The organism is Ornithinimicrobium sediminis, assembly GCF_021272345.1.
GTDB lineage: Bacteria > Actinomycetota > Actinomycetes > Actinomycetales > Dermatophilaceae > Ornithinicoccus > Ornithinicoccus sediminis_B.
In genome coordinates, this window is record NZ_JAJSDQ010000004.1 from 176,729 (window position 1) to 196,136 (window position 19,408).

General features: G+C 67.9%; 15 protein-coding genes and 1 pseudogene. 5 read left to right on the plus strand and 11 right to left on the minus strand.

Annotated elements, in window-relative coordinates:
* Positions 1-15: 15 nt before the first annotated feature.
* A pseudogene (locus tag LVO85_RS17200) lies at positions 16-177 on the plus strand (helix-turn-helix domain-containing protein); the annotation flags it as partial.
* 33 nt (positions 178-210) lie between these two features.
* A complete protein-coding gene (locus LVO85_RS10995; RefSeq protein WP_232747527.1) occupies positions 211-807 on the plus strand; it encodes a hypothetical protein in 597 nt (198 codons plus the stop codon).
* A 153-nt stretch (positions 808-960) separates the two neighbouring features.
* Here LVO85_RS10995 and LVO85_RS11000 read toward each other — a convergent pair whose 3' ends face one another.
* Together LVO85_RS11000 and LVO85_RS17075 are read right to left on the minus strand one after the other, a co-directional pair.
* Positions 961-3,807 (minus strand): DNA methyltransferase, encoded by a 2,847-nt coding sequence (locus LVO85_RS11000; RefSeq protein ID WP_232747528.1) that lies wholly within the window; start codon positions 3,805-3,807, stop codon positions 961-963.
* 246 nt (positions 3,808-4,053) lie between these two features.
* Positions 4,054-5,088, minus strand: a complete 1,035-nt coding sequence (locus LVO85_RS17075) for a GIY-YIG nuclease family protein (RefSeq protein ID WP_232747529.1) — start codon at positions 5,086-5,088, stop codon at positions 4,054-4,056.
* Between the two features lie 843 nt (positions 5,089-5,931).
* On the opposite strand from LVO85_RS17075, the gene LVO85_RS11010 reads away from it, so the two are divergent.
* Positions 5,932-6,918 (plus strand): aldo/keto reductase, encoded by a 987-nt coding sequence (locus tag LVO85_RS11010; protein WP_232747530.1) that lies wholly within the window; start codon positions 5,932-5,934, stop codon positions 6,916-6,918.
* Positions 6,915-7,775 (plus strand): amidohydrolase family protein, encoded by an 861-nt coding sequence (locus LVO85_RS11015; RefSeq protein ID WP_232747531.1) that lies wholly within the window; start codon positions 6,915-6,917, stop codon positions 7,773-7,775. Before LVO85_RS11010 ends, LVO85_RS11015 begins: the two co-directional genes overlap by 4 nt.
* Positions 7,776-7,818: 43 nt before the next feature.
* Here the strand turns inward: LVO85_RS11015 and LVO85_RS11020 are convergent, their stop codons facing one another.
* The 4 genes from LVO85_RS11020 to LVO85_RS11035 are packed head-to-tail and all read right to left on the minus strand — an operon-like array spanning position 7,819 to position 12,630.
* Positions 7,819-9,462: a fucose isomerase gene (locus LVO85_RS11020; protein WP_232747532.1), complete on the minus strand. Its 1,644-nt coding sequence runs from the start codon at positions 9,460-9,462 to the stop codon at positions 7,819-7,821.
* Positions 9,459-10,970 (minus strand): FGGY-family carbohydrate kinase, encoded by a 1,512-nt coding sequence (locus LVO85_RS11025; protein WP_232747533.1) that lies wholly within the window; start codon positions 10,968-10,970, stop codon positions 9,459-9,461. The genes LVO85_RS11020 and LVO85_RS11025 overlap by 4 nt, the downstream gene beginning before the upstream one ends.
* Entirely contained in the window at positions 10,967-11,752 is a 786-nt protein-coding gene (locus LVO85_RS11030) for an SDR family NAD(P)-dependent oxidoreductase (protein ID WP_232747534.1), read from the minus strand. Before LVO85_RS11030 ends, LVO85_RS11025 begins: the two co-directional genes overlap by 4 nt.
* Positions 11,749-12,630: a fumarylacetoacetate hydrolase family protein gene (locus tag LVO85_RS11035; RefSeq protein WP_232747535.1), complete on the minus strand. Its 882-nt coding sequence runs from the start codon at positions 12,628-12,630 to the stop codon at positions 11,749-11,751. The genes LVO85_RS11030 and LVO85_RS11035 overlap by 4 nt, the downstream gene beginning before the upstream one ends.
* Before the next feature lie 183 nt (positions 12,631-12,813).
* On the opposite strand from LVO85_RS11035, the gene LVO85_RS11040 reads away from it, so the two are divergent.
* A complete protein-coding gene (locus LVO85_RS11040) occupies positions 12,814-14,103 on the plus strand; it encodes an enolase C-terminal domain-like protein (RefSeq protein ID WP_408637690.1) in 1,290 nt (429 codons plus the stop codon).
* A 237-nt stretch (positions 14,104-14,340) separates the two neighbouring features.
* Here LVO85_RS11040 and LVO85_RS11045 read toward each other — a convergent pair whose 3' ends face one another.
* From LVO85_RS11045 to LVO85_RS11065, 5 genes are all read right to left on the minus strand, one after another.
* The gene (locus LVO85_RS11045; RefSeq protein WP_232747537.1) at positions 14,341-15,369 is read right to left on the minus strand and encodes an ABC transporter substrate-binding protein; all 1,029 of its coding nucleotides are present in this window, start codon (positions 15,367-15,369) and stop codon (positions 14,341-14,343) included.
* Between the two features lie 95 nt (positions 15,370-15,464).
* On the minus strand, positions 15,465-16,529 hold the full coding sequence (locus LVO85_RS11050; protein WP_232747538.1) for an ABC transporter permease: 1,065 nt from the start codon (positions 16,527-16,529) through the stop codon (positions 15,465-15,467).
* A complete protein-coding gene (locus tag LVO85_RS11055; protein ID WP_232747539.1) occupies positions 16,526-18,040 on the minus strand; it encodes a sugar ABC transporter ATP-binding protein in 1,515 nt (504 codons plus the stop codon). Before LVO85_RS11055 ends, LVO85_RS11050 begins: the two co-directional genes overlap by 4 nt.
* A 125-nt stretch (positions 18,041-18,165) precedes the next feature.
* Positions 18,166-18,591, minus strand: a complete 426-nt coding sequence (locus LVO85_RS11060) for an RbsD/FucU family protein (RefSeq protein ID WP_232747540.1) — start codon at positions 18,589-18,591, stop codon at positions 18,166-18,168.
* 65 nt (positions 18,592-18,656) lie between these two features.
* Entirely contained in the window at positions 18,657-19,262 is a 606-nt protein-coding gene (locus LVO85_RS11065) for a glucose-6-phosphate isomerase family protein (protein WP_232747541.1), read from the minus strand.
* Between the last annotated feature and the right edge of the window lie 146 nt (positions 19,263-19,408).

The window sequence follows — 19,408 nt, forward strand, 5'->3', positions numbered from 1 at the left end:
CCGGGGGCAGAAGTTGTGGAGCCGCGCACGGGCCTGCTGGACGTTAAGCGACGCCGTGAACGTGCCCAATTGACACGCCAGGAGCTGGCCGATCTGGCAGACGTTTCCTACTCCACAGTTCGCCGTCTTGAAGTTGACCCAGGACATAGGGCGTCGCAGCGCACCGTGGAGCGAGTGAACCGAGTGCTGACTCGCGCGGAGGACCCCGCAATGGCCTACAAGCCGGACGACTCGTCCCAGCCGTTAGCGACCGCCCCAGCGATCACCAGCCTGGCCCGTGCCATGGGCGAGATAGACACCAGCTCGATCCTCGCCCGAGGCCGAGCCTTCACCACCGCCGACGCCACCACCAGCCTGGCCCGTGCCATGGGCGAGATAGACACCAGCTCGATCCTCGCCCGAGCCTTCACCACCGCCGACGCCACCACCAGCCTGGCCCGTGCCATGGGCGAGATAGACACCAGCTCGATCCTCGCCCGAGCCTTCACCACCGCCGACGCGATGAGACTGGCCGAGGCTGACCTCAGCGCTGAACAGGAAGAACAGGTGGAGGCGTGGGGCGCACTGAAGCTCCTACTTCTCCTGCAGCGCCCCGACTTGCGAGATGACCCAGCGGCGGTACAACTTGCCGCTCACGCGGCCGCTGTCGTGATCGTGTCTCTGGGCCTCACGCTCATGGTCGTTGCTCCCGAGATCTTTGCTCTGGCGACTGGACTCCTGGCTCTGGGGCAGGGAGGGCGCTGGGTCAAGAGCAAGTCGTCCCGCCTCTTGGTCCCGGAAGGGACAGATGCAGTGGAACCAGACTGAGACCGACCCTTGTGACCAACCCGTGACCACATCACCTCTGACCAGCAGAAACACGGTAGTCATCGGATATGGAATCCGTAGCGGCGAGACTGTCATGCAGCTCCCCAGGGCGGCAAGTGGGATCATCACGGCCGACCGCTGTCCGTGAACCCCCTACAGTTCAGGCGCCGGGAATGCCCAGTTGGAGAACGTGCAGTTGCAGTTCACTGCTCCCGGTCGCGTCACCGCCTCGCCCGCCCTCTCACGCTCTGCCACCAAGTGGTTAAGCGCAAGGAGCTGCGTCAGCACATCAATGGCCGGGTCAAGGCCGTAGGCCTCGAGCACAGCGCTGTCCAACTCGGTGTGCAGATCACGAAGAGTGCTCCGGCCAGGACGGCGCAACACGTCGTACTGCTGCGCCAGCGTTCGTCCATCGCCGAACGCTGCCGCGCGATGATCAACGATGGCCGCAGCGGCGCGCGCCACTCGCTCCGCTGCGTCTGGATGTGGGTCCTGGGGCCAGGGGAAGTGTCCGCCGACATTCTTCGCTGTGTAGGTCAAGCGGGTTTCCAGAGTCGTGCACTTCTCGCGAAACCACTCTGTGTGCAAGTTGCTCTGCAAGATACCGAGCGAGTAGTCGTCGGCAAAGGGGAAGGCTACCGCCGAGTCCGAGATGTGCCATCCAGGGTCCACGAACGTGAAGACCGGACCGCGCAATTCACTTGACGTGCGCGTGAGGGCGATGTACCGAGGAAATCCGTCCAGCGCCTCCAGCATATCCGCGCGCCGATACCCCAACATCCACCAATGATCTGCAAAACGGATGTGGTGAACGTTCACACGTGCCCTTGGATTGGCCTGCAAGATCTCTCGGTTGACTGCCGCCTGCTTTTGTGCCTTGAATTGCCTGTCCTGCATCGCTGTGGGCTCGAGGAACGTGAGCAGCTTTGGGTACTTTGCCCACACTTGGTCGGAGTCATATTCAGGAATGTCAATGACCCAGTCATCGATGTTCAACTTATGGAGCATCTCTCGCCCGCCCAAGACCGGGTGGAGTACTTCCGCCGCTGATGGCTCCGCCCTGACTAGTTCCCTAGCCTGTGCCCCGTCGACCTTGAAGGCATCCGCCACACCGAAGGTCTGTCCTTGGAAGAATGAGTCTTCGCTGGCTCTGAGGGTGACCGTGGTCCGCAGGTCTTTCAGGGGAGAGAGGGAACCCGAGATCTCCGCGACTTCTACGGGACGTTCGCCGTCATCCATCCAGAGCGTACGAACCGCCGGGAGCTGCCCACCCTTTTGCCAATTCACAATGGACACCGTGACTTGGGCTTCACCGGACCAAGGCATTTGTGAGACGGCGTCGAAGATCACTCCGTCGTTATCCACGATGTAATCTAACGAAGCCCTACGACCATCACCTTGCTTGATCGACTTTGTACCTACGAAGCCGGCTCGACCGCCAGGGCGGAGGTGATCGTGCGCCCGCGGAAACCAATAGGTCACGAAGTCGGCCACGCCTTGCGGGCCGTACTTCGCATCGAGTTTTGCCACGTACGCAGCACCAAGGTCGCGAACCATGGACCGACGACCGAGATATGGGGGGTTGCCGATGATGGTGTCTGCCCTGGGCCAAGGAGTGAAAAGTGCGTCTGAGCAGCTGATGATCCCGTCTAAGTTGTCGAGGGGCAGGACGTTGCGGTCCTCGTCTAGCTCGTCAGCGGCGAGCTTCTTACCCAACTGCATCGTCACCTTCGCAATCTCGACGGCGAAGGGGTTCGTATCAATGCCAAGGAAATTCTCGGGGTCCACATACGTGAGGCTGGTTTGTCCTGTCAGGACACCCCGCCGCCTTGCCATGAGCTTCTCGACAACCGCATGCTCCAATCGGCGCATCTCTCGATAGGCGACGTAGAGGAAGTTCCCTGATCCGCAGGCAGGATCGAGGACCCGATATGACAACATACTGTGAAGAAGAGCCTCAAGTTCGGGCACCGTCGTGGCTGCGTCGATCCGCTCGCGCCAAGGTTCCACGACGCACGGGCCCACAATCTTCGCGATATCGGCTTGCGATGTGAAGTGTGCACCCTGCGCGTGCCTTTCTCCCTTATCCATCGAACCCTCGAACAACGTCCCAAAAATCTCAGGACGCACGTCCGCCCAGTTCGTGATTGCAGCCTCCCGCAGAAGATTAATCTCATCCCGCGTGAGCTCTTGCGGCGAAACGTGTGAGAACAAGCCGCCGTTGAAGTAGGGTGTTCCGGCGAACCGGCCCCCCGCAGTCACCCCTGGAGTATTCATTTCACGGAACAGGCCGCCTATGAGATCATATGCTTCGGAGCCATTTCGTGAATCGCTCAGGGCTTCCGAGTACGAGTGACGAGGAAGGAGTCCAATATCCTCCGAGAACATGGCCATGACCCCTTGAAGGACAAACCGCTGCGCCACGACTGTCGGCACGCCTCGCGTCTTGAGCGATGAGAATACCTGTGCAACCTGGGATGCAGCCTCCCGCGTCACCTTGACTAGGTCGTTGCCGAATACCGGCTCTTCCGCAGTAGGGAACAGAAAACTAAGCGTCTCCCATCGCTTCTCTAATTCGTCTAGCGCGACGGTGTCTATAGGCTCGTCTAGTTGATTCTCGAAGTCGTATATCCAAAAATCGTCAAAGTTGCATAACACAACGTACCTGGGGCGGTTAGGAACTGCCCTAACCCAGTAATCAAAGGCTTGCCGATAGTGCTGACGTAGTGGGGTGCCTGCCTTTTTCATCTCAATGAGGACACGAGGCTTCCAAAGCAAATCAGCGAAGCCCGTTCCCCGGTCATCCCTCCGCCTTAACCGCGATTCAAATTCTGCACCAGCATCTTGGACGCCCTCGTGCCCGAGGGCACGGAACAGGCGGTCTAAGAACGGTTGCGCCTCACCCTTCTCATCTCCGCGCAGCCGCGCTTTGCGCCACAAGGCGAACTCGGCCAAGTTCTGCTGAAGCTGAGGCATGGGAAGGTTGGCTGAGGAGGGCATAGTGAGAGCCTAAGGCTCCAGAGGGTCAACGTGCGCCATGACGCACGATCGTGCCGCAGGAGGTCCAGTCGCAGTCGCAACTACCGACGACTCCGATACGGACCACTCTTGTAGCTCCCCGAGGGTCGCTCCGTCGGCCGTCTTCCACTCCGTGTCCCTATTCCTGGCCCCCCGTCAGGACACTCGATGCAGCAGCACTTGCCCTGGTCAGCGGGCCTTGGACCGTTCCAGTCGCGCCGATCCGAGTCAGCCCTCCTGCGTCTCTACCGGGGACAACTGCCCCGCAACGGACTCTCCAGGCGCTGGCTCGACCAGCTGATGCGACGCCTCGTCCTCTCCCACTTCGGCGTCATCCGGCGCGCCAGCAGACGAGGGAGGTGCGGCCACCGACTGGGCCTGGAGTTCCTTCAGGGTCGTGCCGTCGCTCGTTCTCCACTCAGTGCGGCCGTTCCGTGAGGCTCCGGTCAGAACGCTTGCCGCAGCGGAGGGAGACTCGAAGACATACGTCCTCGTCAGGACGAATTCATCGTCCGCAACGGGAGCCAACACGCCATTTGAGAGCAACTGATCCCTCAGCCGTTGGTAAGACGACGCCATGGTGACGGCCCGCTTGCGCGCCGTTGCGCCCTTGTACACGACAAACCCCTTGGACTCATCACGCGCGCTGGCCATGATCCCGGTTGTCTTGAGGAACAGGAGGGGGCGATCCTTCTCGTCCGTCACCGAAGGCTCCTCGGGCTGCGCTTGGGCCTGAGGAGCTTCATTCGCGACCTCCACCGTCTCCTCGACAGCCTCGAAAATGTCGACTCCAAGCAGTGGCAGCAGATCCAGCCAGTACTCAAGGTAGGTATCCATGAGAGCGGCATCTGCCTCGCTCAAGAACGGCAGTTCCGGGGCAGTACGGTTGTCGATCGATGCAACGCCCGCCTCCTGGGCGAGGATCAACAGGTGCGCTTCCAGACGCCGAACCTCTGCCTTGTTCAGTGAGCTGTCGTTCGTGGTAAGCACGTAGGCGTCCGTCCAGAAGTCCTTGGAGCGATGGTGCTCGTCCAACCGAGTGCGGACTGAGTCTGCCTCTCCCACATACACACGCACGTCGTTCGACCCCTCTACATCGGGACCGGTCAGGATGTAGACACCAGTGCGTTGCAGTTCCTCCCGCGTCCTGACCTTCTGGTAGTCCGGTCGTGCGAATGCGAAGCAGACGCCCGTCCACCCAGCTCGAGTGACTATCCGCAGTCCTTGCGGCGTACCGTCCGCCAGGAAGATGCGGATGGACACACCGCGGGCTCTTGGTGCTGGCATGCCGTCATTATGCCCCGGGCAACCCACGGCTGACGCCCAGCCCAGCAGTGCAGACTTGGCCACGAGCGCCGAGCCTGACCATCGTTGAGCTTCTCGCAGCGGCCCCTTGGCTACGTTGGGCCTGTGTGAGGCGGAGTGGTCACCTGGTTGGTCACGGATGCCGCGTCACTCTCCGACAATGCGCGTCACAGACGGGCACTCCGAAACCCCCTGACCTGTACAGACTCACATTCACCGGCACAGGACGACACAACTCAGGCTCGCTCCCCGCGTTCTTTTAATCCGTAGGTTGTGGGTTCGAGTCCCACGGGGCCCACTTATGAGTTTCCACTGGTCAGGACCCTGACGCGGCTGGAGTTCGGTCACGGCCCTACCTCTGCGGGGTGCCCTTGGCCACCATGCGGCCACCGGCCCGCAGGCCAGGCCTGCGCGAGGCCGGAGGATGCCACGGACATCGTGACTGGTCACAAGCCCGACGGGCCACCCTGACCTGCGGATTGTGCACCCGCGCTCCTCACCCCCGGCCCCAGGTCCTGGGCCAGCTGGCCCAGGACCTGCGCGACATCTACACCGCGCTGACCGTCGACGCGGCGTGGGCTGCGTTCCAGGAGCTCGAGGTGAAGTGGGGAAAGCCCAACTCGCGTGTCCAGAGGGTGGCGAGCGGCGTGGGAAGAGAGCATGGGCGTTTCTGGTCACGACGTGTGGATCCGCCGGATGCTGTCATGCACCAACTCCATCGAGTCCATCCCCGCCCGGGAGTCTTGCCAGAGCGCGCGGGTCCTCCCAGGCGCAGCACGCCTGCGTGGTTGGATTGTGTAGATGACGGACCTGTGCTCCCGCGCCGCAGCCGTGTCGGCCTATGGGCCACTCGGTCTGGGATCGGCCAACGCCGGCAACCTGTACTCCGCGATCAGCGACGAGCAGGCGCACGACCTTTTCGCGGCTGCCTGGGCCGGCGGGATCCGCCACTTCGACACAGCCCCGCACTATGGGCTGGGTCTGGCCGAGGAGCGGCTCGGCGCCTTCCTGCAGACGGTGCCCCGGGAGGAGTTCGTTGTCTCGACCAAGGTCGGCCGCCGGCTGGAGGACAACCCGGACTTTGCCGGGGAGCGGGACCCGTGCGACCAGTTCGACGCGCCGGCGACCCGCCGCCGGGTGGTGGACTACTCCGCAGGCGGGATCGGGCGGTCCCTGGATGAGTCACTGGCCCGGATGGGCCTGGACCGGGTCGACACGCTCTACGTCCACGACCCCGAGCAGCACGGTCCGGAGAACACCGTGCCGATCCTGGAGTCGGCCATGCCTGCGGTGTGCGCGCTGCGCGACGAGGGTGTGGTCGCCTGCGTCGGGGTCGGGACCGGCTCCGTAGAGGCCGCCCGGCACGCGGTAGCCATCGGCGGGATCGACGTGCTCATGCTGGCCGGTCGCTACACGCTGCTCGAGCAGCCGGCCCACCCCGAGCTGCTGGAGGCGTGCCGTGACCAGGGCGTCGGCATCGTCAACACCGCTCAGTTCAACTCCGGGCTGCTGGCCACGCCCCGGCCCGGCGAGAACGCGCACTACGAGTACTCGGCGGCGCCGGCCGAGAAGCTGGAGCGGGCGGTCCGGCTCGCCGAGGTCTGCGAGCGTCACGGGGTGGAGCTGCCGACCGCGGCGCTCCAGTTCGGCCTGCAGAACCCGCAAGTGGTCGCCGTCGTCATGGGCGCCGCCACCGCCGAGCAGGTCCGGGAGAACATCGCGCGCATCCACCAGCCGGTGCCGGCCGCGCTGTGGGCAGAACTGCGGCAGGAGGGCCTCATCCCGTGATCATCGACAGCCATATGCACGTCTGGGACCGGTCGGTCAGCGCCTACGACTGGATCACGCCCGACCTCGGCGTCCTCAATGAGGTGCACACCCCGAGCCGGGTCGCCGACGCGCTCGCCACGTGCGGCGTCGACCAGGTGGTGCTGGTGCAGGCCGAGGACAGCTTCACCGACACCGACTACATGCTTGCCACGGCGCACGCCCGGCTCGACGGAGGGCTGCCGGAGGGGCACCCGACGGGCATCACCGGCGTCGTCGGATGGGTGCCGCTGGACGACCCTGACATCGCCCGGGCGCACCTGGAGCCGCTCGCTGAGGAGCCGCTGTTCAAGGGGGTGCGCCACCTCATCCACCGCGACCCGCGGGCCAGCGAGTTCCTCCGCCTGGACGCGGTCCACGCCGGGCTCAGCGTCCTGGCCGACGCCGGGCTGGTGCTCGACCTCCCCGACGCCTGGCCGTGGTTCGCCCAGGACATCGCCGCCACGGCCGCCCGGCACCCGGGCCTGACCATCGTCATCGACCACCTGGCCAAGCCGCCGGCCGATCCGGACGCGTGGCGGGAGTGGGCGGAGGCGATGCGGCGGGCGGCCGCGCAGCCCAACACCGTCACCAAGCTGTCCGGGCTGCACCTTGATGGCATCCCCCACACCGCGCCGGCGCTGCGGCCCTCCGTCGACGTGGTGCTCGAGGCGTTCGGGCCGGCGCGGATCATGTACGGCGGGGACTGGCCAATGACCCGGCTCACCGACGGCTACGTCGCCACCTTCGAGGTGCTGGCCGAGCTGGTCGGCACCCTCAGCCCGGACGAGGCCGAGCAGGTCTGGTGCGGCACCGCGACTCGCACCTACCGCCTCTGAGGGCGGCTACGCCGGGCCTCGGTGCCGAACAGGTGAGCGAGTCTCAGCCGGCGTCGACGCTGACGTCACCGCACAGGTGCACCTGCAGGCCCAGGCGCTGGAACAGCGCGGCCTTGGCGACCAGGGCCGCGTCGGCGCTGGCGGCGTCGTCGCCGTAGGCGACCTGGACGTGGTTGGCCTGGTGCCGGGCCATGAACTGGTCCCGGCTCACCCCGTGCAGCACGACGTGGGAGATCGGCCACTCAGGGTTGGTGGCTTCCTTGCGCCGGCGGGTCTCCTCCTCGGGCAGCTCCACGACCGAGGCGCGGCCGAGGTCGACGTGCAGGCCGCCCTCGGCGATGTAGACCCGGGACCACACGATCTCCCCCGGCTTGGAGACGCCGTTGATGGTCGCGCCGCCGGCGGGGAAGAACACGTTGCCCTGGCGCCACCCCTCGGCGTCGGCGTAGCCGTTCTCGAAGTGCGAGGGCGGCACCGACCCGGAGATCTCGTACACCCAGACGAACTGACCGTCATACTCCTCGCCCCACCGCACGTCATGCAGCGTGGTGGCCGGGTCCAGCCCCATCGCGGTCCACACCCGGTTGGTCACCAGGGCGTCGACGGCCACCCCCTCGTCGACCTCGTTGAAGTGCGGCAGCGGAGCCCCGGCGTACAGCTCGCGGGAGTTGTCGCGGCTGCGGACCGGCGGCCGGCTGACGTTGTTAAGCAGCCCCTCGACCAGGTCGGAGGCGGGCGTGAGGTCCTTCAGGCCCTGCTGGTACTGGATGCCGACGGCGTCCAGGCCGAAGTCGTCGCTCATCCGCAGCGCGGCGACGTACATCTTGCACTGCCACAGCAGCTGCCGCTCGGTCAGCTCGGTGTGCTCGTCGGTGCCCAGCCGGAAGGTCATGCCAGCGTCGGTGAGCCACTGCTGCACCGCCTTGGCCTCCTCGTCGGGGACCTGCTGCATCTCGGCCCACAGCGCGCTCTGGGACAGCCGCTCCTTGTAGATGCCGATCGGGTTAAGCAGCTCGTCGTCGATGATCGCGTTGTACATGCCCATGCAGCCCTCGTCGAAGACGCCGATGATCGCCTTCTCGGTGAGCAGCTGCTCGGCCAGCGCCTTCCCCAGGTCCCGCTCAGCGGAGGCCGCCAGCTCGGGCAGGCCCCGTACGTGGGACAGGTCGTGGGTGACGCTGCCGGTCTCCAGCCACTGCCGTATGCCGGCGTGGAACCACTCGTCGGTGCCGTCCACCGTCCACAGCGTCGAGTAGTCCCGGCGCATCTTCGTCATGCCGGCGTTGAGGCCGAGCAGGCCGACCAGGCCGGGCCACTGACCGGCGAAGTTGGCCACGGTCAGGATCGGGCCGCGGTGGCTGCGCAGGCCGGCGAGCACGTGGTGGCTGTACTGCCAGATCGCGGTGGCGACGATGAGAGGGGCGTCGGCAGGGATGCCGCGGAAGACCTCCAGGCCCATCCGCTGGCTGGTGACGAAGCCGTGGCCGGTCCCGGGGTCGACGTCGAGGGCGCGCCGGACCGTCCAGCCGTGCTCGGCCAGGGCGTCGGCGACGACCCGCTCCAGCTCGACCTGCACAGGCCAGCCGGCCAGGTTGGCCGACTCCCGCGAGTCGCCGCTGGGCACCAGGTAGGCGGTGCGCTCCGGCGCGCTCGGCGGGGTGGACAGCTCGGGCATGCGGTAGGTCATGCGGGCTCCTTGTTCTCGGTCGGGTCCTCGGTCAGGTCGGCGAGCGCGTGCATGGTCTCGGCGGTCGCCGGGTACAGCGCGCGGTAGTGCCGGTAGAGCTCGTCGTAGCGGCGCTGCCGCGCCGGGTCCGGGCCGGTGGTGCGCTGCGGAGGGTTCCAGTCGTCGACGTGGGCCTCTCCCAGGGCGGTGGCGGCCAGTCGCGCCATGCCGTAGCTGGCGCCGACGGTGACGGTGGGGATGACCTGCTCCAGACCGGTGACGTCGGAGACGACCTGCGGCCACAGTGGGTGCTGGACCCCGCCGCCGACGGCGACGACGCGACGCACCTGCACGCCCTCGTCGCGGAACGCCTCGACGTTGTGCCGGACCCCGAACGCGGTGGCCTCCAGCGCCGCCCGGTAGACGTCGCCACGGGTGTGCGACAGCGTCAGGCCCGCGATGACACCACGGGCCCTAGGGTCGGAGATGGGGGTGCGCTCGCCGTCGAAGTAGGGCAACAGCAGCAGCCCGCGGGCCCCGACACCGCTGGTCTCGGCCTCGGTGAGCAGGTCCTCGTAGGGTGCGCCTCCGGTGAGGTCGCGCACCCACGCGGTGACCGACCCGGAGGAGGCCATCCCGCCGGCCAGGTTGTAGGTGCCCGGGTAGGCGCCGATGGTCCCCCACATCACCTCGCTGGTCCGGGGTTGGTCGGCGGTGGCGATGAGGAACATCGTCGTGCCGTACATCAGCATCAGGTCACCAGGGCTCTGCGCGGCCACGCTGACCGCCTCGGCCCAGGCGTCGATGGTGCCGGCGACGACTGGGGTGCCGGCCGCGACCCCGCCCAGCGGCGCCGCAGTGTGGCCGACGACCTCGCCGGGCCAGGCCAGCTCGGGCAGCTCCAGCCCCGGAGTGATCTGCTCGGCCCACGGCCGGTGCCACTCGCCGGTGTGCAGGTCCAGCATCGGGGTGCACTGGCTGGCCGAGTGCCGGTCCATCCGGTAGGCACCGGTCAGCCCGTGCACCAGCCAGGAGGACACCATGAACAGCCGCCGCGCCTTGGCATAGGCCTCCGGCTCGTGCTCGGCGACCCAGGCGACCTTCGGCCCGACGGCCTGGCTGGAGAGCACGGAGCCGGTACGCGCCCGGATCTCCTGCCGACCCAGCCGCTCCTCCAGCGCCGCGATCTGCTTCCCCGCCCGGCTGTCGACGCCGTAGAGGATCGCCGGGCGCACCGGGGTGCCGTCCTCCTCGGTCAGCACCACGCACGGGCCCATGCCGCTGACGCCGACGGCAGCCACGGCATACGCGCCGTCGCCGGTGAGCTCCTCGGCGAGAGAGACCAGCTCCTCCCACCAGGTGGCTGGGTCGGACTCGACGAACCCGGGCGCAGGGCGGGAGACCGTATGCGGTCGGCTGGCCGAGCGGGCCACCGTCCCGTCGTCGACCACGAGCACCCCTTTGGTGCTGGACGTGCCGATGTCGACGCCGAGGTAGGCACGGGGCAGGTCGGTGGCCGGTGTCGTCATGACGTCCTCTCCGCGGGGCGCATCCGCAGCCCCTGCATCCCCCCGTCGACGGCCAGCGCGGTGCCGGTCGTCGAGCCCGACAGCGGGGAGGCCAGGTAGGCGATGGCGCCGGCGACCTCCGCGGCGGTGACGAGCCGGCCGTGCGGCTGCCGAGCCTCCAGGGCCGCGCGCTCGGCGCCGGGGTCCTCGGCCTTCTCCAGCAGACGGCCCACCCAGGGCGTGTCGGCGGTGCCGGGGTTGACGCAGTTGAACCGGATGCCCTCTCGCAGGTGGTCGGCGGCCATCGCCAGCGTCATCGACAGGACCGCGCCCTTGCTCGCGCTGTAGAGCACCCGGCTGGGCAGGCCGGCGGTCGCGGCGATCGAGCAGACGTTGACCACGGCCGCGGCCGGGGAGCGGCGTAGGTGCGCCAGCGCGGCGGCGACCACGCGGGCCATACCGACGACGTTGACCTGCAGCACCCGGTCCCACTCGGCGTCGTCGTTGTCCGCGACGGTGCCCTGGGCGCCGACGCCGGCGTTGTTGACGACGATGTCGAGTCGGCCGAGCCGGTCGACGGCCTCGGCGACCGCGCCCTCGACCGACGTGCGGTCGGCGACGTCGCAGACCAGCCCCAGGTGCGGGCCGTCGGCCGGGGTCGCCAGGTCGAGGACCGCCACCGTGGCTCCGCGGGCGGCCAGCAGGTCCGCCGTCGCAGCCCCGATCCCGGAGCCACCGCCGGTGACGAGGGCGACAAGGCCGTGCAGCTCACCCTCCTGAGACTCAGTCTCGACGGCGGTCATTGCGCGCCTCCCCCGACGCGGGCGCCGACCATCTCCTGGCGCTGTCGGCCCAGCCCGTCGATCTCCATCTCGACCACGTCACCGGGCTGCAGGTAGGGGAACCGGCCCGAGAGCGCGACGCCCTCCGGGGTGCCGGTGAGCACGACGTCGCCAGGCTCAAGGGTGAGGTACTGGCTCAGGTGCTCAATGACCTCACGCACCGGGAAGATCAGGTCCGCGGTGCTGGAGTCCTGGCGGGGCTCGCCGTTCACCCAGGAGCGCAGCCGCAGGGCCGTCTCGTCGACCTCACCCGCCGGCACCAGCCACGGCCCGAGCGGGGTGTAGCCGGCGGTGCACTTGCCCTTGGACCACTGGCCGCCGGACTCCTCCATCTGCCAGGTCCGCTCGGACAGGTCGTTGGCCACCGCGTAGCCGGCGATGCAGGCGGCGGCCTCCTCCGGAGAGGACAGCTCGGTGGCCTGCCGGCCGATGACCACGGCCAGCTCGACCTCCCAGTCGGTCTTGGTGCTGCGGCCCGGGATCCGCACCGAGTCGTTCGGCCCGCCGACGGTGTTGGGCGTCTTGAGGAAGAGCACCGGCTGCTCCGGCAGCTGCGCACCGGACTCGGCGGCGTGCGCGGCGTAGTTCATCCCGATGCACAGCACCGCCCCCGGGCGCGCGACGGGCGTGCCGACCCGCTGCCCGGTGATGTCGGTCCGCAGCAGGTCACCGTCCCGGGCCGCGCGCGCTGCCCGATCCAGGCCGCCGGCGGCGAGGAACTCCGCGTCGATCCGAGATGTCAGCGGCAAGAGGTCATACGTGACCGTCGCATCGGACCCGTCCTCCACCTGGACGACGGGGCGCTCCGCACCCGGTTCGCCCACCTGCAGAAACCGCACAGAACTCTCACTTCCGACTCGTCAGGGCCATGGTGCAGCGGCAGCAGCCGCCGCCTGCAGTATGCCGCCCGGAAACATCCGATGTCCACCGGACTCGGGTATGTTGGACCTCGAAACATCCGATCTCTTGTCGGACCGAAGAACGCAGCACGTTTCACCCGGGAGAAGCCATTGAGCACCGTCATGTCCCTGTCGACCCTCGACATCCGTTTCCCGACCTCCCGAGCCATGGACGGCTCGGACGCGATGAACCCAGACCCGGACTACTCGGCGGCCTACGTGCTGGTCGAGACCGACGCCGAGGACGGGCACACCGGCCACGGCTTCGTCTTCACCATCGGACGCGGCAACGACGTGGTCCGCGCCGCACTCGAGGCGCTGCGCCCCCACCTGGTGGGGCGGGAGCTCGAGCCGCTGCTGGCCGACATGGGCGCCACCTGGCGGCTGCTGGTCCACGACTCGCCGCTGCGCTGGCTGGGCCCGGAGAAGGGCGTCATGCACATGGCGATCGGTGCCGTGGTGACAGCACTGTGGGACCTGCGGGCCAAGCGCGCCAAGCAGCCGCTGTGGCAGCATCTAGCCTCGCTGAGCCCCGAGGACCTCGTCGACCTCGTCGACTTCCGCTACCTCAGCGACGCGCTGACCCGCGAGGAGGCCCTGGACATCCTGCGCCGGGCCGAGCCGGGACGCGCGGAGCGGGAGGCGCGCCTGCTCGAAGAGGGCTACCCGGCATACACCACGACACCAGGGTGGCTGGGCTACGACGACGCGAAGCTGGCCCGGCTTTGCCGGGAGGCGGTCGACCAGGGATTCACGCAGATCAAGCTCAAGGTCGGCGCCGACCTGGCCGAGGACGTCCGCCGGCTGCGGATCGCCCGGGAGACCGTCGGCCCGGACATAGCCATCGCGGTGGACGCCAACCAGCGCTGGGACGTGCCGGAGGCCATCGAGTGGGTGCGGGCGCTCGGGGACGACCGGCTGGCCTGGGTGGAGGAGCCGACCAGTCCCGACGACGTCCTCGGCCACGCCCGGATCGCTGAGGCCATCGCCCCGGTGCGGGTGGCCACCGGGGAGCACGTGGCCAACCGGGTCGTCTTCAAGCAGCTCCTGCAGGCCGGCGGCCTGCAGGTGCTGCAGCTGGACGCCACCCGGGTCGCCGGCATCAACGAGAACATCGCGATCCTGCTGCTGGCCGCCAAGTTCGGGGTGCCGGTCTGCCCACACGCCGGCGGGGTCGGGCTGTGCGAGGCGGTCCAGCACGTCAGCATGCTCGACTACGTCGCGGTGTCCGGCTCGATGGAAGGGCGCACCATCGAGTACGTCGACCACCTGCACCAGCACTTCGTCACCCCCACCGTCATCCTGGACGGCCGCTACCGGGCGCCACTCACCCCCGGCGCCGGCACCGAGATGCTGGCCGACAGCCGCGCCACCTTCGCCTACCCCAACGGCCCGGTCTGGGCCGACGCGTAGCCGTCGGCGCCCCGCCATAGTCGCCCCAGCGCGCTCCTCCACCGGCCATGCGCAGCGAAGCTGCCACGCCTGCCGCCCCAGGCGCCCATGGTCACCTGACCGCAACATGAGTCCGCGGCCCGCACCGACCCGACACGCGTGGACGGCCAGGAGCGTTGGCTGCTCCTGGCCGTCCACCGTGAGTCCACGACCCCCTGTGGCGGCGTCCTGTACCGCCGCCATCAGTCCGTCAGTGACTCACTCGTAGAGCATCGCCTGGATCTCCTCGTCGTCGATGTTGTTCTCATCGACCCAGTACGAGCCGGTGTCGACCTCCTCCAGCTCTTCACCCTCGATGGCCGCGACGGCGGACTCGACCGTGGCGCGGCCGATGCCGGCCGGGTCCTGGGTGATGAGACCGGCCATGACGCCGCTCTGGATGGCTTCGATCTGGGCCTGGCCGGAGTCGAAGCCGACCACGGTCACCTCACCGGGCTCCATGCCGAGCTCGTTGATCGCGTTGACGATGCCGATGGCCGAGCCCTCGTTGGTGCCGTACAGGCCGGCCATATCCGACTGGCCGGCCAGCATCGTCTTGGCGATGTCGGCAGACTTCAGGTGGTCACCGTCGCCGTACTGGACGTCGACGATCTCGATGTCGGGGTAGTCCTCCTCCATCTTGTTGACGAAGCCGTCGCGACGCTCGACACCGGTGCTGTTGATCTGGCTGTGCGCCACGATCCCGACCGCGCCCTCGCCGCCGATGAGCTCGGCCATGTGCTCGGCGGCCAGCGCGCCTGCGACCATGCTGTCGGTCTTGGAGATGTTCAGCGGGATCTCCGAGTCGCAGCCGGCGTCGAACTCCACGATCGGGATGTCCTCAGCCTCGGCCTCCTCATAGAGCGGCACGCAGGCCTCGGGATCCAGCGCAGCGAAACCAATGGCGTCCGGCTGGCGCTCGATGGCGCTGCGTAGCATCTGCAGCTGGGCGTCGATCTCGGTCTCGGAGGCGGGACCGTCGAAGGTGACGGTGACGCCGAGCTCCTCGGCCTTCTCCTCCGCGCCGGACTGCACGGCCTGCCAGAACTGATGCTGGAAGCCCTTGGAGACCAGAGCGATGTCGTACTCTCCGTCCTCGGCGCCGCCTTCCTGGCCACCGGCGTCCTCACCGCCCTCGGCCTCGGCGCCCGGGTCCTCGACGAGCTCGCCAGAGTCGCCGCCGCAGGCGGACAGGGTCAGGGCGGCAGCGGCCGCGACGGCCAGGAGGCTCATTCTGCTGTGCTTCATTCGTGCTCCCTTACGGGTTCGGGATGCCCCACCGGGGCTTCGGGTATGTCGGTTGCAGGGGTCGTCGGGTCAGGTTCGCGTGGTGATGGCACGGGTCAGGCTCTGCCACCCCCTTCGGCACGGCGCTTGCGCAGGTTGTCGGCGAAGACCGCGATGAGGACGACGATGCCCACCACGACAGTCTGCCACTCGGACTGGACGGCCATGATCCGCAGACCGTTGATCAGCACGCTCATGATCAGCGCCCCGATCAGGGTGCCGAGGATCGTGCCGCGCCCGCCCAGCAAGGAGGTGCCGCCGATGATGACCGCGGCGATGGCCTGCAGCTCATAGCCCATCCCCAACTGCGGCTGGGCCGAGCTCAGGCGGGAAGCGATGACGACGCCGGCCAGGCCGGTGCAGGCGCCAGCCAGGGCGTAGATCGACAGCAGCCAGCGGCGGGTGTTGATACCCGAGAGGCGGGTGGCCTCCTCGTTGCTGCCGATGGCGTAGGTCATCCGGCCCAGCACGGTCTTGCTGAGCACGACGCCGAGGACCAGCGCCAGCCCGAAGAGGATCAGCACCGCGTTGGGGATCCCCGGGATGAGCTGGCCGAGCGCGATCTGCTGGAACCCGGGGACGCCGCTGAGGTAGATCGGGCGGACACCGGAGAGCACCAGGGCCAGGCCCTGGGCGATCATCATCATCGCGAGCGTCGCGATGAACGGCGGCAGGCCGAGCACCGCAACGTTGAAGCCGTTAATGAAGCCGATGAGCGCGCCGAAGGCGATGCCACCCAGCACCCCGACGACCAGTGGGAGGCCCAGGTCGGTCAGCAGCAGGCCGGTGACAACGGCACACAGCGTCATCCCGGTGCCGATCGACAGGTCGATGCCGCCGGTGATGATGACGAAGGTGGTGCCGACCGCCAAGATCCCGATGACCGCGGTGGCCAGCAGGATCGAGGTCAGGTTGCTGACGGTGAAGAAGTTCGGGCTGGCGATCGAGAAGAACAGGACAAGGGCGACGAGCGTGCCGAACGCGAGCGCCTGCTGGAGCCTCTGGCCCAGGCTGGCCCGCCAGGCCGGCTTGGGCCCGGGGGTGCCGGCCTCGCCCCCGCCGGCGCCTGCGGCGGCGACGGTGGTCCCAGGGGGCTGCTCGTCGGTGCGTTGCTGGGTCATGCTGCCTCCCTGTCGATGTTTCTGGTCGCGAGGGCCATGACCTTCTCTTGGTCCGCCTCGTCGTTGTCGAGCTGCCCGGTGACCTGTCCCGCCGACATCACCACGACGCGGTGGGACAGCCGGAGCACCTCCGGCAGCTCGGAACTGATGAGCATGACGGCCTTGCCGCGCTGAGCCAGCTCGTTGAGCAGCTTGTAGATCTCCTCCTTGGCCCCGACGTCGATGCCGCGGGTGGGCTCGTCGAAGATGAGGACGTCGCAGTCGCGGGCCAGCCACTTGCCAATGACGATCTTCTGCTGGTTGCCGCCGGACAGGTTCTTCACGGTGGCCCGCGTCGACGGCGTCTTGATGCGCAGCGAGTCGATGAAGGAACGGGTCACCTGCTGGGCCTTGTCCTTGCGCAGGAAGCCAAGCGGCCCGCGCACCGCGCGCAGCGAGGACATCACCATGTTGAACGTGACGTCCTGGTCGAGCATCAGCCCGTGCCGCTTGCGGTCCTCCGGCAGGTAGCCGATGCCCAGCTCCACCGCCTTGTCCGGGCCGGTGATCTTGACGTCCTTGCCGTGCAGCGTGATGGAGCCGGCCGTGCTGGGGTCGGCGCCGATGATGGCCCGGGCGGTCTCGGTGCGACCGGCGCCCATGAGCCCCGCGAACCCGAGGATCTCGCCGCGGTGCAGGTCGAAGGAGACGTCCTTGAGGAGTCTCTTGGTTGACAGGCCCCGCACCGACAGCACGACGTCGTCGGGGTGGCGCTGCACCGCCTGGCGCTGGTCGTGGTGGCCGGACAGCTCGCGCCCGACCATCATCGCAATGATCTCCTCTTCGGTGACGTCGTCGATGGCCTTGGTGCCGACATACGTCCCGTCCCGGAGCACGGTGACCCGGTCGGCAATCTGGCGCAGCTCCTCCATCCGGTGGGAGATGTAGACGATGCCCACGCCGCGCTCGCGCAGCGAGGTGATGAGCCGGAACAGCACCTGAGTCTCGGACAGGCTGATCGCCGAGGTCGGCTCGTCCATCACCAGGATCTTGGTGCTGTCGAACGACAGCGCCTTGGCAATCTCGACCATCTGCTGCTGGGCCACCGTGAGGTCGCCGACGACGGCGCTCACGGGCAGCTGAATCCCGAGGTCGGCCAGCAGCTGCTCGGCCTGCCGCCGCAGCGCCCGCTCCTTGAGCAGCGGCCCCAGCCGCGGCTCCCGACCGATGTACATGTTCTGCGCCACCGTCAGGTGCGGCAGCAGGTTCATCTCCTGGTGGATGATGCTGATCCCCAGCGCCTGCGCCTCCCGAGGGCCGGCGATGTCGACCGGCTCGCCGTCGATGTGGATGCTGCCGCTGTCCTTGGTGTAGATGCCCGACAGGATCTTCATCAGCGTCGACTTGCCCGCGCCGTTCTCGCCCACGAGTGCCAGAACCTCGCCGCGGTCGAGCACGAGGTTGACGTCCTGCAGCGCCTGCACCCCCGGAAACCCCTTAGACACGTCCCGGATCTCGAGGAGCGGGCTCATGGCTTCACCGTCTTCTTCATCGAAGTTGTGGTCCTTGACTGGGTGGCGAGCCCGCTCGTCCGCGAGCCCTCGTGATCAAACATCAAACATCCTACGTCTGGCGTGATCCTACGTCCTTATGAACGTCACACAACACCCTTCTGCAGCAGGTAGCAGGAGTAAGGGACGGTGTCGCCGGTCTGCACGAACGCCGTCGCTCCTTCGGCCTGCCGGTAGAAGTCAAACCTCTCGACGGGCTCCATGGTGATCTCCTCACCCTCGGCCTCGGCCGCCGCCCGTTCCAGCGCCGCCGTGGACTCGGTCACCCGCTCCGGCTCGCCGTCGATCTCCATCCGGCGCAACGGTGCAGCGACGAACCGGTCGAGCGGGAACACGCTGAGCAGGGCCGCAACCGCGGCCGCGGTGTCCGCGCCGCGCAGGTCCACCACCGGCACCCGGTAGCGGTAGGCGGGGAAGTTGCGGTCGACCAGACCGAGCACGTCACCGTGGCCCATCTCGTCGAGCAGGCGCAGCAGGGACCCGGTGAGCAGGGGGTCGATATTCTTCAGCATCGGTCAGCTCCTTCGCTGAGTGGCGGGCAGTATGTCGGTGCGCTTGACCGGCCGGTGCGCGGCGGTCAGGCCCGGCCGCTGTAGCCGGTGTGGTCGGGGTTGGGTCGGGTGGTCCAGCCCCCCGCGCCGTCGTCGACAACGAGGGTGGCCATGCCGCCGGCCTCCTCGATGAGGCCGTAGTCCTGGCCTGCGTCGGCGGGATAACAGAACAGCGTGACGAACGGTTGTTCGCCGGTGTTGACGCTGCGGTGCACCCAGTGGCCGGGCACGTGCACCGCCTCCCCGGCGGTCAGCGGCACCGCCTCCGAGCGCCCGTCGACGGTCTCCAGCAGCATCACCCCGGACCCGCTGAGGCAGTGGTAAAGCTCGGCCCGGTCGGCCCGGGCGTGCAGGTGGCCCCGGGTGACGGCGAACTCCTCGCCGACCCGGCCCGGCAGCAGCGTGCTGGTGCCGATGATGAGCGCGCCCTCGGTCTCGACGTTGCGGTGCTCATGGACGGTGTAGACCAGGGCGTCCGCGCCGCGCTGCGCCACGAGCTGCTCGTAGGCGCCCTGGTCGCGGTAGACGCCGCCCATGTCCCCGAGGTGCTTCGTGTAGCGGCCCGAGGCACCGCTCAGGGCGCCGTCGGCTCCCACGGTGAGGCGACCCGGAACGGAGAGCAGAGCGGACATCAGATGTTTCCTCCAGGAGATATCGGTCACCGCGGTACAGACCGCGGCTGAAGTTCCCGGCAACCCTAGAGCCCATTGGATGTCGTGACAAGGGGTTGACAGGTTGTCATTACAGCAGTCAGGCTCGGGACATCCTGCCCACCTCT